This window comes from Stenotrophomonas sp. YJH_SMC_138 (assembly GCF_059369855.1).
In genome coordinates, this window is record NZ_JCAFTB010000001.1 from 461,312 (window position 1) to 477,074 (window position 15,763).

A 15,763-nucleotide genomic window follows, 5' to 3' on the forward strand; every position below is an offset into this window, starting at 1 on the left:
CCTGCACCCGCGGTAGTGCCGGCCGCTGGCCGACAACTTCAACAGCAACGCCGAAAACGGGTTTCCCGCGGATGGCAGGGAAGAGCTCTCTGTAGAGTCGAGCCATGCTCGACTCACGCGCGCAGCGCGAACGGCAGCCGAGCATGGGCTCGGCTCTACAGTAGATCCACGCCATGCGGGGATGAGCGTCCCGGGGATGCGGTCAGAGCCCCTTGCTGTGCAAAGGGGCCTGACCCCGCCACTTACGCCGAGGCGTAGCGCACGGCGGTGCCGATCCAGCGCTGCACCACGCGATCGGCCAACGCGGGCTGCTGGGCCAGCAGCCGCTCGGCCAGGTCATGCACGCCGGGCAGCAGGCCGGCATCGCGGGCCAGGTCTGCAATGCGGAAACCGGCCAGGCCGGTCTGGCGGGTGCCCAGCAGTTCGCCGGGGCCGCGCAGTTCCAGATCCTTCTCGGCGATGACGAAACCATCGTTGGTTTCGCGCATGGTCTGCAGGCGCTCACGCGCCATCTGCGAAAGCGGAGCCTGGTACAGCAGCACGCAGCGCGATACCGCCGAACCACGCCCCACGCGGCCGCGCAGCTGGTGCAGCTGGGCCAGGCCGAGGCGTTCGGCGTTCTCGATCACCATCAACGAAGCATTGGGTACGTCCACGCCCACTTCGATGACCGTGGTCGCGACCAGCAGGTCGATCTCGCCGGTCTTGAACGCCACCATCGTCGCCAGCTTTTCGGCGGCTTTCAGGCGTCCGTGCACCAGCCCCACGCGAACGCCGGGCAGCAGTGCCTGCAGCGATTCGTAGGTGGCCTGCGCCGGGGTGGCATCCAGTTCTTCGCTTTCCTCGATGAGCGTGCACACCCAGTACACCTGCCGCCCTTCCTCGCAGGCCAGCGCGATGCGCTCGATCAGTTCCGGGCGACGGTCATTGTTGAGGGCGACGGTCTGCACCGGCGTGCGTCCCGGTGGCAGTTCATCGATGGCCGACACATCCAGGTCCGCGTACTCGGACATCGCCAGCGTGCGCGGAATCGGCGTGGCGGTCATCACCAGCTGGTGCGGCACGCTGTTGCCGCCCGCGCCCTTGTCGCGCAGCGCCAAGCGCTGGTGCACGCCGAAGCGGTGCTGTTCGTCGACGATGGCCAAGGCCAGATCCTGGAACACCACCGCCTCCTGCATCAGCGCGTGGGTACCGACCACCACCTGCGCTTCGCCGCTGGCGACCTGCTCCATCACCTTGGCGCGCGCCTTGCCGGTGACCTTGCCGGCCAGCCAGGCGATACGCACACCGAGCGGCTCCAGCCAGCCGCGCAGGTTGTTGAGATGCTGTTCGGCCAGCAGTTCGGTGGGCGCTGCCAATGCGACCTGCTTGCCCTGCTCCACCGCCAGCATCGCCGCCAGTGCGGCCACCACGGTCTTGCCGGAACCGACGTCGCCCTGCACCAGCCGCAGCATCGGGCTGGGGCGCGCGAGGTCTTCACGGATCTGCTTGAACACGCGCGCCTGCGCGCCGGTGAGCGCGAACGGCAGCTGCTTCAGCAGCGCCTTGGCCAGCTTGCCAGGACCAGCCAGCGGCGGCGCGTGGTGTGCCTGCAGTGCAATGCGCTGGCGACGCAGGCTGAGGTGGTGGGCCAGCAGTTCTTCCATCGCCAGGCGGCGCTGCGCCGGGTGCGTGCCGGCGGCCAGCGCGGCCAGGTCGGCATCCGGCGGTGGCCGGTGCACGGTCAACAGCGCGCTGCGCAGCGACGGCAGGCCGAGGCCATCGAGCCAGCCGCCGGGCAACAGTTCCAGCGCGTTTTCCTCGGGCAGGCGGTCCAGCGCCTGGCCGATCAGCTTGCGCATGGTCATCGGGCCGACGCCTTCGACGGTGGGGTACACCGGGTCGAGGCGCTCGCCGAGTTCAGGATCGTCGTTGCGCCCCAGCACCTGGTAACTGGGATGGACGATCTCCAGGCCGAGGTGGCCGGGCTTGGGCGTGCCGAAGCAGCGCAGCCGGTTGCCGACCGCGAACTGGCCGACCTGCTGCTGGCGGAAATGGAAGAAGCGCAGCACCAGGGTGCCCTGCCCTTCGTCCTCCACCGCGACCTTCAGCATCGGCCGGTAGCGCATGCCCCGCTCGACGGCGACCACCCGCCCTTCCACCTGCGCCGGCACGCCGTTGCGCAGGTCTTCGATGCGGGTCAGCCGGGTCCGGTCTTCATAGCGCAGGGGCAGGTGAAGCCAGAGATCCTGCAGGGTGGCCAGGCCACGCGCCTGCAGTTTGGCGGCCACGGCCGGACCGACGCCGGCGAGCATCGCCAGGGATGCTTCGCCGGACGGTGACAGGACCGGGGTGACCGCCGCCTTGCGTGCCACGTGGTGGTCAGTCGATGACCATCACCGCGTCGACCTCGAAGCTGGCGCCCTTAGGCAGGCCGGAGACTTCGATGGTGGAACGGGCCGGGTACGGGGCCTGGAAGTAGTCCTGCATGACCGCGTTGACCTTGGCGAACTCGCCCAGGTCAGTCAGGTACAGGCCCAGACGCACGACCTTGTCCAGCGAGCCGCCGGCGGCTTCGGCCACGGCCTTGAGGTTGTCGAAGGCGCGACGGGCCTGCGCTTCGACGTCGCCAGCGCCGACGATGTCGCCGGTAGCCGGGTCAAGCGGGATCTGGCCGGAGAAGTACACGGTGTTGCCGGCGCGCACGGCCTGCGAGTACGGGCCGATGGCGGCGGGGGCCTTTTCGGTGTTGATGATCTGGCGGGACATGGGTCGCTCCGGTGCTTTGGGGGAAAACAGAGCGGTGATTGTACCGGGTGGGCGCGGCATCGGCTGGGGGTCGGATCCGTTTCCCGGCGGGAAACGGATCCGACCCCGTATGTCGTGTGCGCGGAACGTCATCCACGCATGGCGTGGACCTACTGGCGGCGTACCGACTGCACGACCGACAGGCGGCGCAGGCGGCGCATCACTTCGGCCAGGTGGTTGCGGTCGCGCACCTGGATGTTGAACGCCAGCACCGCGGCGTTGAAATCGCGATCCAGGTAGTCCACGCGCTCGATGTTGGAGTGGCTCTGCGCGATGGCAGCGGCCAGCTGTGCCAGCACGCCGGTGCCGTTCTCCACTTCAACCACCAGCGAGGTGTCGTAGTCGCCGGAGACGGTGGTGTCCCAGCCGATCGGCACCCAGCGCTCGGGCGACTTGCGCAGCTCGGCCAGGTTCGGGCAGTCCATGCGGTGCACCACGATGCCCTTGCCGGCGGTGTGGTAGCCCATGATCTCGTCGCCGGGAATCGGCTGGCAGCAGCCGGCGAAGGTGACCACGCCACGCTCGCTGCCGTTGATCAGGATCTTTTCCTGCGAGTGGTGGCGCGAATGCGGGCCGCCACGCAGTTCGGCGTAGGCCATCAGCGCCTGCGCGGCCTGGGTCGGCATCCAGTTGCCCAGTGCGACCTCGGCCAGCAGGGCTTCCAGGCGCGGGAAGCGGTGTTCGGCCAGGAACGCATCCAGGCGCCCCTTCGGCAGCCGCTCCAGCGACGAATCCATCGCCTCCAGCGCACGGTCGAGCATGCGGTGGCCCAGCTGCACGGCATCCTCGTGCTCCAGCTGCTTGAGCTGGTGGCGGATGGCGGTGCGCGCCTTGCTGGTAACCACGAATTCCAGCCACTGCGGTTTCGGCGTGGCCGAGCGTGCGGTGATGATCTCCACCGACTGCCCCGACACCAGCTTGGTGCGCAACGGCACCAGTTTCTTGTCCACGCGCGAGGCCACCGCCATGTTGCCGACGTCGGTATGCACGGCGTAGGCGAAATCGAGCGCGGTGGAATTGCGCGGCAGGGCCAGGATCTTGCCCTTCGGGGTGAACAGGTAGACCTCGTCCGGGAACAGGTCGACCTTGACGTTGTCCAGGAACTCCAGCGAGGAACCGGCGGCACGCTGCGAGTCGATCAGCTCGACGATCCACGCGTGGGCACGGCTCTGTGCGCTGTTGGGCGAATCGCCGCCGAACTTGTAGGTCCAGTGCGCGGCCACGCCGCGTTCGGCGATCAGGTCCATTTCCTCGGTACGGATCTGCACTTCGATCGGCGAGCCATACGGCCCGAACAGCACCGTGTGCAGCGACTGGTAACCGTTGGCCTTGGGAATGGCGATGAAGTCGCGGAAACGGCCATCCAGCGGCTTGAAGGTGGCATGCACCGAACCCAGCGCGTGGTAGCAGCTGGGCACGCTGCGCACGACCAGGCGGAAGCCGAACACATCCATCACCTGGTCGAAGGATTTGTTCTCGTCGCGCATCTTGTTGTAGATGCTCCACGGGGTCTTGATGCGGCTGATCAGCCGATGCTCGATACCCTCCTTGGCCAGGCGCTGCGACAGCTGCACTTCCACCTGTGCCATCGCCTCGCGACGCACCACCGGCTGGCTGCGGATGTGTTTCTCGATGATGGCGTGGCGCCACGGGTACAGCGCCTTGAAACCGAGGTTCTGCAGCTCGCTCTTGACCAGGCTCATGCCCAGGCGCTGGGCGATGGGCGCGTAGATCTCCAGCGTCTCGCGGGCGATGCGGCCGCGCGCTTCGCGGCTCTGCGCACCCAGCGTACGCATGTTGTGCAGGCGGTCGGCCAGCTTGATCATGATCACGCGCAGGTCGCGCGACATCGCCAGCAGCATCTTGCGGAAGCTCTCGGCGGCCGCCTCCTGGCGGTCGCGGAACTTCAGCTTGTCCAGCTTGGTAACGCCGTCGACCAGTTCGGCCACGGCTTCGCCGAACTCGGCGGCCAGCGCCTCGCGGGTCAGCGGCGTGTCTTCGATGGTGTCGTGCAGGATCGCGGCGATCAGCGCTTCCACGTCCAGGCCGAGCTCGGCCAGCACTTGGGCCACCGCCACCGGGTGGGTGATATAGGGCTCACCCGACTTGCGCGTCTGCCCAGCGTGCGCGGAGGCTCCGACTTCCCAGGCACGGCGCAACAGCGGCAGCTGTTCCGGCGGCAGGTAATGGGCGGCGCGTTCAAGCTGGAGGACGTAGTCGGGTACGGCGGCAGTGGGGGCTGCGGCGACCTTGGCAGTGGGGCCTGGGTTCATGCCCGCAGCCTATTCCAGCGCGACGTTTACGGCAAATCCTGAATGCGAAACAGCCCGCACGGGGCGGGCTGTTCGGTGTATCCAACGATTACGTTGATCGATGCGATCAATCGTCGTTCTTGGACATGTCTTCGTCAGCGACCACTTCGGCGGCAGCCCACTCCAGCGCTTCGCGCTCGGCGCGCTCACGCTCGGCCTTCTCGACTTCGTCGATCAGCGCGTTGTCGATCTTGCGGGCGGCGATTTCGCGCAGCGCCAGCACGGTCGGCTTGTCCTCGGTCTCGCTGTTGTCCAGCGTGGCCTGCACGCCGTTGGCGAGCTGGCGGGCACGCTTGGATGCCATCATGACCAGTTCGAAACGGTTGTTAACGACTTCCAGGCAATCTTCTACGGTGATGCGGGCCATACGGGCTCCCGGCGACCGGTCGGCCGCTCAGTCGAATGAGGGAAAGGGGACGGAGTGTACTGGCAGGGGCTGGACAAAATCAAGCCAACCCCTACCCGATTCTTTTGGAATCAGTCAGTTGCGCCCGGATCGGGAGTCAGCAGGGCCTGGATCAGGCCGGCGTGGCGGACCTTCTGGGCCTCCCGGCGCAGGCGGCTGGCGGTGAAGATGGCGCACAACTCGTCCACGGCGGTGTCGAACACCTCGTTGACGATGACGTAGTCGAACTCGTTGAAGTGCAGCATTTCATCGCGCGCCGCGCCCAGGCGCTGGGCGATGACCGCCTCGCTGTCCTGGCCGCGCTTGCGCATGCGATCCTGCAGGGCCTGCTTGGACGGCGGCAGGATGAACACGGTGACCGTGCCCGGCACCAGCTGGCGCACCTGCTGCGCGCCCTGCCAGTCGATTTCCAGCAGCACGTCCTGGCCGGCGGCCAGCTGCGGCTCCACCGACTGCCGGGCCGTGCCCTTCCAGTCGCCGTGCACCCACGCATGCTCGAAGAAGTCGCCGGCGGCGATCATTTCTTCGAACCTTTCCGCAGAGACGAAATGGTAGTGCTGGCCGTTCACTTCCCCCGGGCGCATCGCGCGCGAGGTGAAGGAGATCGACAGCGCGATCTGCGGGTCACGCGCCAGGGTGGCATTGACGATGCTGCTCTTGCCGGCACCGGACGGGGCGGCAACGATGTACAGCGTGCCGCGCGCAACGGCGTCCGACGGCTTCGACGGGGCGCTCATGCGGGGGATCCAACGGGTTGATTTCGCAAAATTTTTCCTCGGTGTTCCAGATCCGGCGCGGAGGATCGCGCCAGGACGGCGGGGGCTGCGCGGAACATCCTGGAACCAGGCCCGGCAGACGCTTCCCCGGGGGGCGGGCACGCAACTTTACCAGAGCGGCCCCGTTGCGCGCCCGCCCCGCCGGCGCCGGGCCTTGTGCCACATGGGCGTGCGGGGGCCTGTGCTATAACCGGGCCGTACCCAACGACAGCCCGGAGGCCCGTGCCTCCCCGCCATCCCAGGAGAACGGCATGCCATCGATGAGCCGCCGCCAGTTCCTGAAAGTGACCGGGACAACCCTGGTCGGCTCCAGCCTGGCATTGATGGGCTTCGCGCCCGGCATCGCGCTCGCGGAGGTCAGGCAGTACAAGCTGACCCGCGCGACCGAGACCCGCAACACCTGTACCTACTGTTCGGTGGCCTGCGGCATCCTGATGTACAGCCTCGGCGATGGTGCCAAGAACGCCGAGCCGAGCATCTTCCATATCGAAGGCGACCCGGACCATCCGGTGAACCGCGGCACGCTGTGCCCGAAGGGCGCCGGCCTGGCCGACATCATCCACAGCAAGTCGCGCCTGCTCTACCCCGAGTACCGCGCGCCGGGCTCGAACGAGTGGAAGCGGCTGAGCTGGGACGATGCGCTGGACCGCATCGCGCGGCTGATGAAGGAAGACCGCGATGCCAACTTCGTGCAGAAGAACGAGGCCGGGCAGACGGTCAACCGCTGGCTGACCACCGGCATGCTGGCGGCCTCGGCCACCAGCAATGAAACCGCGGTGCTGACCCACAAGGTCGTGCGCTCCCTTGGCATGTTGGCATTCGACAACCAGGCACGTGTCTGACACGGCCCGACGGTGGCAGGTCTTGCCCCGACGCTAGGCCGTGGTGCGATGACGAATCACTGGGTCGACATCAAGAATGCCGACCTGATCCTGATCATGGGTGGCAATGCCGCCGAGGCGCACCCGTGCGGGTTCAAATGGGTGACCGAGGCCAAGGCACACAACAAGGCGCGCCTGATCGTGGTCGATCCGCGCTTCAACCGCTCGGCCGCGGTGGCCGACGTGTACGCGCCGATCCGCACCGGTACCGACATCGTGTTCCTGGGGGGCCTGATCAACTACCTGTTGACCGAGGACCGCATCCAGCACGAGTACGTGCTGAACTACACCGACATGTCGTTCCTGGTGAAGGACGAGTTCGCCTTCAAGGACGGCCTGTATTCGGGCTACAACGAAGAGAAGCGCAGCTACGACCGCTCCAGCTGGGACTACGCCTACGGTGACGATGGCTTCGTGCGCAGCGACCCGACGCTGAAGGACCCGCGCTGCGTCTACAACCGGCTCAAGCAGCACTATGCGCGCTACACGGTGGAGATGGTCGAACGCATCTGCGGCACGCCGGCCGACAGCATCCGCCAGATCTGGGACATGATCGCGTCCACCGCCGGCAAGGACAAGGCGATGACCATCCTGTACGCGCTGGGCTGGACGCAGCACTCGATCGGCGCGCAGAACGTGCGTGCCGGCACCATGGTGCAGCTGCTGCTGGGCAACATCGGCGTGGCCGGTGGCGGCATGAACGCCTTGCGCGGGCATTCCAACATCCAGGGCCTGACCGACATCGGCCTGATGTCCGACCTGCTGCCCGGCTACCTGACCCTGCCGAAACAGGACGAGCAGGACTACGAGGCCTACATCGCCAAGCGCACGCAGAAGCCGCTGCGCGCCAACCAGATGTCGTTCTGGCAGAACTACCCGAAGTTCCACGTCAGCCTGATGAAATCGTGGTGGGGCGACGCCGCCACCGCCGACAACAACTGGTGTTTCGATTACCTGCCCAAGCTCGACAAGCCGTACGACATGCTGCAGGCGTACGAGCTGATGAACGAAGGCAAGATCCACGGCTACATCTGCCAGGGCTTCAATCCGCTGGCCTCGGCGCCGAACAAGGGCAAGCTGATCAGCGCGTTCTCCAAGCTGAAGTTCATGGTCAGCATGGACCCGCTGGAAACCGAGACCATCGCCTTCTGGCAGAACCACGGTGCGTTGAACGACGTCGACCCGAGCACGATCCAGACCGAAGTATTCCGCCTGCCGACCACCTCCTTCGCCGAGGAGAACGGCGCGGTGGTGAATTCTTCGCGCTGGCTGCAGTGGCACTGGAAGGGTGCCAACCCACCGGGAGAAGCGCGCAGCGACATCGAGATCATGTCCGAGCTGTTCCATCGCATCAAAGCGATGTACGAGAAGGACGGCGGTGCGTGGTGGGAGCCGGTGCGCGACCTGGCCTGGAACTACGCCAACCCTGAGGTACCCACGCCCGAAGAACTGGCGATGGAATACAACGGCAAGGCGCTGGCCGACGTGTTCGATCCGAAGGACCCGACCAGACTGGTGCGCAAGGCCGGCGAGCAGCTGGCCGCATTCGGCGACCTGCGCGACGATGGCAGCACCGCGTCGGGCTGCTGGATCTACATCGGTGCCTGGGGCCCGACCGGCAACATGATGGCGCGGCGTGACAACAGCGACCCCACTGGCATCGGCAACACGCTGGGCTGGGCCTGGGCGTGGCCGGCCAATCGTCGCGTGATGTACAACCGCGCCTCGTGCGACGTCGCCGGAAAGCCGTTTGATCCGCGGCGCACGCTGCTGGCGTGGAACGGGAAAAACTGGGGCAGCGTGGACGTGCCCGACTTCAAGGCCGACGAAGATCCCGCCGGCGGAATGGGCCCGTTCATCATGAACCCGGAGGGCATCGCCCGCTTCTTCGCCAAGGCCGGCATGGCCGAAGGCCCGTTCCCGGAGCACTACGAACCGTTCGATACACCGCTGCGCAGCAACCCGCTCAGCCCCGGCCAGGCACTGACCCTGAACAACCCGGCCGCCCGCGTATTCGCCAGCGATCGCGCACAGATCGGTTCGCCGGACGAGTTCCCGCATGTGGCCACCACCTACCGCCTGACCGAGCATTTCCACTTCTGGACCAAGCACGGCAAGTTGAACGCCATCATCCAGCCCGAGCAGTTCGTCGAGATCGGCGCGGCATTGGCCGACGAGCTGGGCATCAACAACGGCAGCCGCGTGCGGGTCAGTTCCAAGCGTGGCCACATCGAAGCGGTCGCCATGGTGACCAAGCGCATCAAGGCCCTGCAGATCGATGGCCGGACCGTGCACCAGGTGGGCGTGCCAATCCACTGGGGTTTCCTCGGTGCGGCCAAGCCTGGATACATCGCCAATACGCTGACCAACGCCATCGGTGACGGCAACTCGCAGACGCCCGAATCGAAGTGCATCCTGGTCAAGGTCGAGAAGGTGTAGGAGACACGCCATGTCACTGCAATCGCTGGACATCATCCGCCGCTCGGCCACCACCACGCCCTCGCCGGAAGCGCGCGGTGCGCACACCGGCCAGGTCGCCAAGCTGATCGATGTGAGCAAATGCATCGGCTGCAAGGCCTGCCAGGTCGCCTGCATGGAATGGAACGACCTGCGCGACGAGGTCGGCAGCTGCGTTGGCAGCTATGACAACCCGCCCGACCTGAGCGACCAGTCGTGGACGGTGATGAAGTTCCGCGAGTACGAGGACGAGAAGGGCAAGCTGGAGTGGCTGATCCGCAAGGAGGGCTGCATGCACTGCAGCGACCCGGGCTGCCTGAAGGCCTGCCCGTCGCCGGGCGCGATCATCCAGTACGCCAACGGCATCGTCGACTTCCAGGAAGAGAACTGCATCGGCTGCGGCTACTGCGTGACCGGTTGCCCGTTCGACGTGCCGCGCATTTCCAAGAAGGGCCACAAGGCCTACAAGTGCACGCTGTGTTCGGACCGGGTGGCGGTGGGCCAGGAACCGGCCTGCGTGAAGACCTGCCCGACCGGGGCGATCACCTTCGGCAGCAAGCAGGCGATGACCGAGCACGCGGCCGGCCGCGTGGAAGACCTGAAATCGCGCGGCTACGGGAACGCCGGCCTGTACGACCCGCAGGGCGTGGGTGGCACCCACGTGATGTACGTGCTGCAGCATGTGGACAAGCCGGAGCTGTACGCCGACCTGCCCAAGGACCCGCGGATCAGCCCGATGGTGGAAGTCTGGAAGGGCGTGGCCAAGCCGCTGGGCGTGCTGGCGATCGCCGCCACCGCCTTCGCCGGCTTCCTGCATTACATCGGCATCGGCCGCAACACGGTCAATGACGAGGAAGAAGAGGAAGCCGAACACGAGGCGAAGAAGATCGAAGAGGAGCAGCGGCCATGAAGTACGCCCCGCACCCGCGGCAGATCATCCGCTACCGCGCGCCGACCCGCATCAATCACTGGATCGTGGCGATCTGCTTCGTGCTGACGGCGCTGTCCGGGCTGGCACTGTTCCATCCCGCGCTGTTCCCGCTGACCCAGCTGTTCGGTGGCGGCCCGTGGACGCGCATCCTGCATCCGTTCATCGGGCTGGCCATGGTGGTCGGCTTTGCGTTTCTGGCGTTCCGCATGTGGCGCGACAATCTGCCGACGGCCGACGATCGCGCATGGATGCGCGGCATGCGCGATGTGCTGCGCAACGAGGATGAGAGGCTGCCGCCGGTGGGCCGCTTCAATGCCGGCCAGAAGCTCCTGTTCTGGGCGATCATTGGTTGCCTGTCGGCACTGCTGCTGACCGGCTTCGTGATCTGGCGGCAATACTTCAGCCATCTCTTCCCGATCGGGCTGATCCGCTTCTCGGTGCTGGCCCATGCGTTGTTCGGTTGGGTGCTGGTGTGCGCGATCGTGGTGCACATCTATGCGGCGCTCTGGATCAAGGGCTCGGTGCGGGCGATGACCCAGGGCAAGGTGACCTATGGGTGGGCGTACAAGCACCACCGGCAGTGGTTCCGGGACATCCTGCGCGGACGTCGGGAAGAGGGGTAACGGCAGGGCCTGCGGCCCTGCACCTGCAGAGGCGCCTTCGACAGTTCCCCGGTGCTTTTGGTAGGTGTCGATCTTGGTCGACACGATGAACACGGCAGCAACCGATGGGGTCAGATCCGTTTTCCTATGGAAAACGGATCTGACCCCGACCATTTCAAATGGCCTACAGTGCGCTGGACGCCAGCGCTGACAACGGCGAGGATGGAGGCTGGTTCTTCTGGCTGGCCCTGCATGGCGCAACGCATCCTTGAACCCGGTGAGATCGAGACGCTCGCCTCGCGCGACGTGCCGCGCATCATCCTGCCTGATACCGGGTCGCTGTTCGCCACACGCGCGGCGCGCCTGCGCAGCCTGGCCGCGCACAGCGCCATCGGCGGTTACCTGCAGCTGCTGGCGGCATTGGCCGATGCACAGCAGGCGCTGCTGGAGAAATTGACACCCCAGCAACGCGAGGCGCTGCAGGACCACGCGCGCGCGCAGCAGTCCAGCGCGGCCGCCAGTGCCGGCATGCCGTTGCGGCCCGCCAACACGCTTCATCTGGACGGGCGCTGGCGCGACTGGCTGCGCACGCTGTGCCGGCACTGCGCCGACGAAGCGGGGCTACCGGCGGAAACACGGCAGGAATTGCTGCGCGTCGCCGCCGCCGACGACACCTGGCTGGATGCGCAGGCCCACGCCGTGCTGGAACGCGCTGACGCGCCCCCGGTCGACGCGGTCGCTGCGCTGCTGGTGATGAATGCGTTGCAGGTGTATTGGGCAGTACTGGCGGCCAGCTTCCGCCCCAGCGACCTGAAGCCGCTGGCCGATGCGCCAGGGCTGTGCCCGCTGTGCGGCACCCTGCCGGTGACCAGCATGGTGCAGGCCCGCCCGCCCTATGCCTCCTACCGCTACCTGTCGTGCTCGTTGTGCGCCTGCCAGTGGCACTACGTGCGCGTGCAGTGCAGCCAGTGTGGCGCCGCTGGGAAGGACATCGCCTATCGCGCCCTGGCTGATGCCGACGGCGATACCGGCCAGGCGGTGCGCGAGAGCGCGGTACGTGCAGAAACCTGCGACCACTGCCACAGCTACCGCAAGATCCTGTATCTGGAAAAAGATCCGTCGCTGGAACCGGTGGCTGATGACCTTGGCACGCTGGCGCTGGACCTGCTGCTGGGCGAGGAAGGCTATGCACGCGCCAGCCAGAATCCGCTGCTGTGGCAATCCGACGGCGAGTGAGGCGATGACAGCCACGCCCCCCACCCCGGCATCGGCTTCCGCGCTGCCCTCGCTGGACCGGTTGCTGCGCCTGCCTGCCTTGGCAACACTGATCGAGGGCCACGGCCGCAGCCGCATCACCCAGTTGCTGCGCGTACATCTGCAGGCGCTGCGTGAGCGCATCAGTGCCACGCAGCTCTCGGCCGAGCAGTTGCATCAGGCCATTGAAGGCCCGGCACTGGTCGCGGCGCTCGACGCCGCACTCATCGCCGATGCACGGCTGAACCTGCAGCCGATGTTCAACCTGACCGGCACCGTGCTGCATACCAACCTGGGTCGCGCCCTGCTGCCCGAGGCCGCGGTGCAGGCCGTCACCCGCGCGATGACCGCACCGGTTGACCTGGAATTCGACATCACCCGCGGCCGCCGCGGCGACCGCGATGCACGGGTGCAGGCGCTGGTCTGCGAGCTGACCGGTGCCGAAGCCGCCACCGTGGTCAACAACAATGCGGCGGCGGTCCTGCTGCTGCTCAACAGCCTGGCCAACCGCCACGAGGTGGTGGTGTCGCGCGGCGAACTGGTGGAGATCGGCGGTGCCTTCCGCATTCCCGATGTGATGCGCAGTGCCGGCGCGCGGCTGCTGGAAGTGGGCACCACCAACCGCACCCACCCGGCCGACTTCGCCCATGCCATCGGCGCGCGCACCGCACTGCTGATGGAGGTGCACGCCAGCAACTACGCGATCACCGGCTTCACCGCCAAGGTCGACACCGCGGCGATGGCAGCGATCGCGCACGACCATGGCCTGCCGTTGGTGGTGGACCTGGGCAGCGGCAGCCTGTGCGACCTGGCGGCCTTCGGCCTGCCACACGAGCCGACCGTGCAGGAAACACTGGCGGCCGGTGCCGACCTGGTCTCGTTCAGTGGCGACAAGCTGCTGGGTGGGCCGCAGGCCGGCATCATCGCCGGCCGCGCCGACCTGATCGCGCGGATCAACCGCAACCCGCTCAAGCGTGCGCTGCGCATGGACAAGATGGGCCTGGCCGCGCTGGAGGCGGTACTGGCGCTGTACCGCGAGCCGGAGCTGCTGGCGCAACGGCTGCCGACACTGCGTACGCTCTCGCGCACGCAGCAGGACATGGATGCGCAGGCCCAGCGCCTGCTGCCGCCGCTGCGCTCGGCGCTGCCGACCGGCTACATGCTTGAACAGGCACGGATGCACAGCCAGATCGGCAGTGGTGCGCAGCCACAGGCGCAGCTCGGCAGTGCCGGCCTGCGCATCACCACTGCGCAACGTGGCGGCCTGGACCGCCTGGCCAAGCGCCTGCGCCAGCTGCCGCGACCGGTGCTGGGCCGCATCGGCGAGGACGCATTGTGGCTGGACCTGCGTTGCCTGGAACCGGCCGACGAAGCGGACTTCCTCGCCCAATGGAGCATGCTGCAACCATGATCGTCGGCACCGCCGGGCATATCGACCATGGCAAGACGCGCCTGGTGCGGGCACTGACCGGCATCGAAACCGATCGCCTGCAGGAAGAACGCACGCGCGGCATCTCCATTGAACTGGGCTATGCCTATGTCCCGGTGGAAAGCGCGAACGGCACAGGCCCCGCCGCGATGCTGGGTTTCGTCGATGTGCCGGGTCATGAGCGCTTCGTCCACACGATGGTGGCCGGCGCCACCGGTATCGATGTCGCCCTGCTGGTCGTCGCCGCCGACGACGGCGTGATGCCGCAGACCCGCGAGCATCTGGCGATCCTGCAGCTGCTGGGCGTGGATCGCGGCGCGGTGGCGCTGACCAAGATCGACCGCGTGGACGCCGCGCGCATCGCCCGGGTCGAGATCGAGATTGCCGCTTTGCTGGCCGGAACGCCGCTGCAGGATTCCCCCGTGTTCGCCTGCAACAGCACGTCCCCCGATGACGCAGGCATCAACGCCCTGCGCACCCACCTGCACGCATGGGCCGCCGGCGAGGCCAACGCGCGCCAGGCCGCGCTGCGCAGCGAGCTGTTCCGCATGCCGGTGGACCGCGTGTTCTCGCTGGCCGGCCACGGCACATTGGCGACCGGCGCGGTACATGGCGGTGTCGCCGCGGTGGGCGAGCACCTGCAGCTGATGCCGGCCGCCACTGAAGTGCGCATACGCAGCATCCACGCGCAGAACCAGGCCAGCGAACACGCGATGGCCGGACAGCGCTGCGCGTTGAACCTGGCCGCCATCGCCCGCGACGAGATTCATCGTGGCGACTGGATTGCCGACCCGCGCGCGCTGCTGGCCACCACCCGCGTCGATGTGCGCCTGCGCCTGTCCGCACGGGCAGCACCACTGCGCGCCTGGGCACCCCTGCACATCCACTGGGGCACGATGCACCGGCAGGCCCATGTGGTGCTGCTGGAGGACCGTGACCAAGGTGATGGGCAGTTGGTGCAGCTGGTCTTCGATGCACCGGTCTGTGCGATGTGTGGTGATCGCTTCATCGCCCGCGATTCCGCCGCGACCCACACGCTGGGCGGTGGCGTCGTGCTCGACCCGAACCCGCCACAGCGGCGCCGGCGCAGCCCGGCACGGCTCGCTTGGCTGGGCGCACTGGAGCAGCTGGCCACAGGTGCGGGAATCGGCCCGCTGTTGCAGCAGGCGCCCTTCGGCATTGCCATGGCCGCGCTGCAACGCTACTGCCGGCGCGCGGCCGACCGGATCGATCTTCCTCCAGACGCACAGCGCATCATCACCCGCGAGGACACGGTGGTCATCCTTGCCTCGCACTGGCAGGTGCTGCGCGAGCAGGTGATCACATCGCTGCATAGCTGGCATGAGCGACGCCCGGACGAACCCGGTGTCGACAGCGGGCGCCTGCAACGCAGCACCCTGCCCGCGCTTGCGACGGGGCTCTGGAGTGCGCTGCTGCAGGACCTGCTGGACGACGGCAGCGTGCAACGCGTGGGCGCCTGGTGGCGCCTGCCCGGCCATGACCATGCGCCACCGGAACGCGAGCGCCTGCTGCTGGAACGCGTGCTGCCGCAACTGCACGCCGGTGGCTTCGATCCGCCGTGGGTGCGCACCCTTGCTGCCGAGATCGGCTTGGCCGAGGACGAAGTCCGCGCCGTCCTGCGCCGCGCCGCCGCACGTGGCGAACTGTTCCAGGTGGTGCCGGACCTGTTCTATGCACCCGCACGCATTGCGGAACTCGCCGCGATGGTCGCGCAGCTGTCACAGGCCAGCGGCGCGGTGGATGCGGCGGCCTTCCGCGATGCCATCGGCCTGGGCCGCAAACGCAGCATCCAGATCTTGGAGTTCTTCAATCGCGTTGGCTACACTCGACGCGTCGGTGACCAGCATCGGCCGCGCGGCGACTTGCAGTGGAACGCAGCCCGCGACTGAGCCCACCGGTACCGCCGT

At 67.3% G+C, this 15,763-nt stretch carries 11 protein-coding genes; 6 read left to right on the forward strand and 5 right to left on the reverse strand.

What is annotated here, in order from left to right:
• Positions 1–242: 242 nt before the first annotated feature.
• The 5 genes from recG to gmk all read right to left on the reverse strand — a co-directional run bounded on the left by recG (position 243) and on the right by gmk (position 6,242).
• On the reverse strand, positions 243–2,354 hold the full coding sequence (gene recG, locus AC5P7I_RS02005; RefSeq protein ID WP_262088104.1) for an ATP-dependent DNA helicase RecG: 2,112 nt from the start codon (positions 2,352–2,354) through the stop codon (positions 243–245).
• Positions 2,355–2,361: 7 nt separating this feature from the next.
• A complete protein-coding gene (locus tag AC5P7I_RS02010) occupies positions 2,362–2,748 on the reverse strand; it encodes a RidA family protein (protein WP_005418954.1) in 387 nt (128 codons plus the stop codon).
• Between the two features lie 149 nt (positions 2,749–2,897).
• On the reverse strand, positions 2,898–5,060 hold the full coding sequence (locus AC5P7I_RS02015; protein ID WP_005418955.1) for a RelA/SpoT family protein: 2,163 nt from the start codon (positions 5,058–5,060) through the stop codon (positions 2,898–2,900).
• A gap of 106 nt (positions 5,061–5,166) precedes the next feature.
• Positions 5,167–5,466: a DNA-directed RNA polymerase subunit omega gene (gene rpoZ / locus AC5P7I_RS02020; RefSeq protein ID WP_005410877.1), complete on the reverse strand. Its 300-nt coding sequence runs from the start codon at positions 5,464–5,466 to the stop codon at positions 5,167–5,169.
• Positions 5,467–5,576: 110 nt separating this feature from the next.
• Positions 5,577–6,242 carry a guanylate kinase gene (gene gmk / locus AC5P7I_RS02025; protein WP_032956072.1) on the reverse strand — a complete coding sequence of 222 codons (666 nt, stop codon included), beginning with the start codon at positions 6,240–6,242 and terminating at the stop codon, positions 5,577–5,579.
• A 290-nt stretch (positions 6,243–6,532) separates the two neighbouring features.
• Here gmk and fdnG point away from each other — a divergent pair, with 290 nt between their 5' ends.
• The 6 genes from fdnG to selB all read left to right on the forward strand — a co-directional run bounded on the left by fdnG (position 6,533) and on the right by selB (position 15,745).
• Positions 6,533–9,601 carry a formate dehydrogenase-N subunit alpha gene (gene fdnG / locus AC5P7I_RS02030; protein ID WP_262088105.1) on the forward strand — a complete coding sequence of 1,023 codons (3,069 nt, stop codon included), beginning with the start codon at positions 6,533–6,535 and terminating at the stop codon, positions 9,599–9,601.
• A 10-nt stretch (positions 9,602–9,611) separates the two neighbouring features.
• Positions 9,612–10,529, forward strand: coding sequence for a formate dehydrogenase subunit beta (fdxH, locus tag AC5P7I_RS02035; RefSeq protein WP_262088106.1), 918 nt, complete (start codon positions 9,612–9,614; stop codon positions 10,527–10,529).
• Positions 10,526–11,173: a formate dehydrogenase subunit gamma gene (locus AC5P7I_RS02040; RefSeq protein WP_014648274.1), complete on the forward strand. Its 648-nt coding sequence runs from the start codon at positions 10,526–10,528 to the stop codon at positions 11,171–11,173. The genes fdxH and AC5P7I_RS02040 overlap by 4 nt, the downstream gene beginning before the upstream one ends.
• 231 nt (positions 11,174–11,404) lie before the next feature.
• A complete protein-coding gene (gene fdhE, locus AC5P7I_RS02045) occupies positions 11,405–12,388 on the forward strand; it encodes a formate dehydrogenase accessory protein FdhE (protein ID WP_262088107.1) in 984 nt (327 codons plus the stop codon).
• A 4-nt stretch (positions 12,389–12,392) separates the two neighbouring features.
• Entirely contained in the window at positions 12,393–13,817 is a 1,425-nt protein-coding gene (gene selA / locus AC5P7I_RS02050) for an L-seryl-tRNA(Sec) selenium transferase (RefSeq protein ID WP_262088108.1), read from the forward strand.
• The gene (selB, locus tag AC5P7I_RS02055; protein WP_262088109.1) at positions 13,814–15,745 is read left to right on the forward strand and encodes a selenocysteine-specific translation elongation factor; all 1,932 of its coding nucleotides are present in this window, start codon (positions 13,814–13,816) and stop codon (positions 15,743–15,745) included. Before selA ends, selB begins: the two co-directional genes overlap by 4 nt.
• The last annotated feature ends 18 nt before the right edge of the window (positions 15,746–15,763 follow it).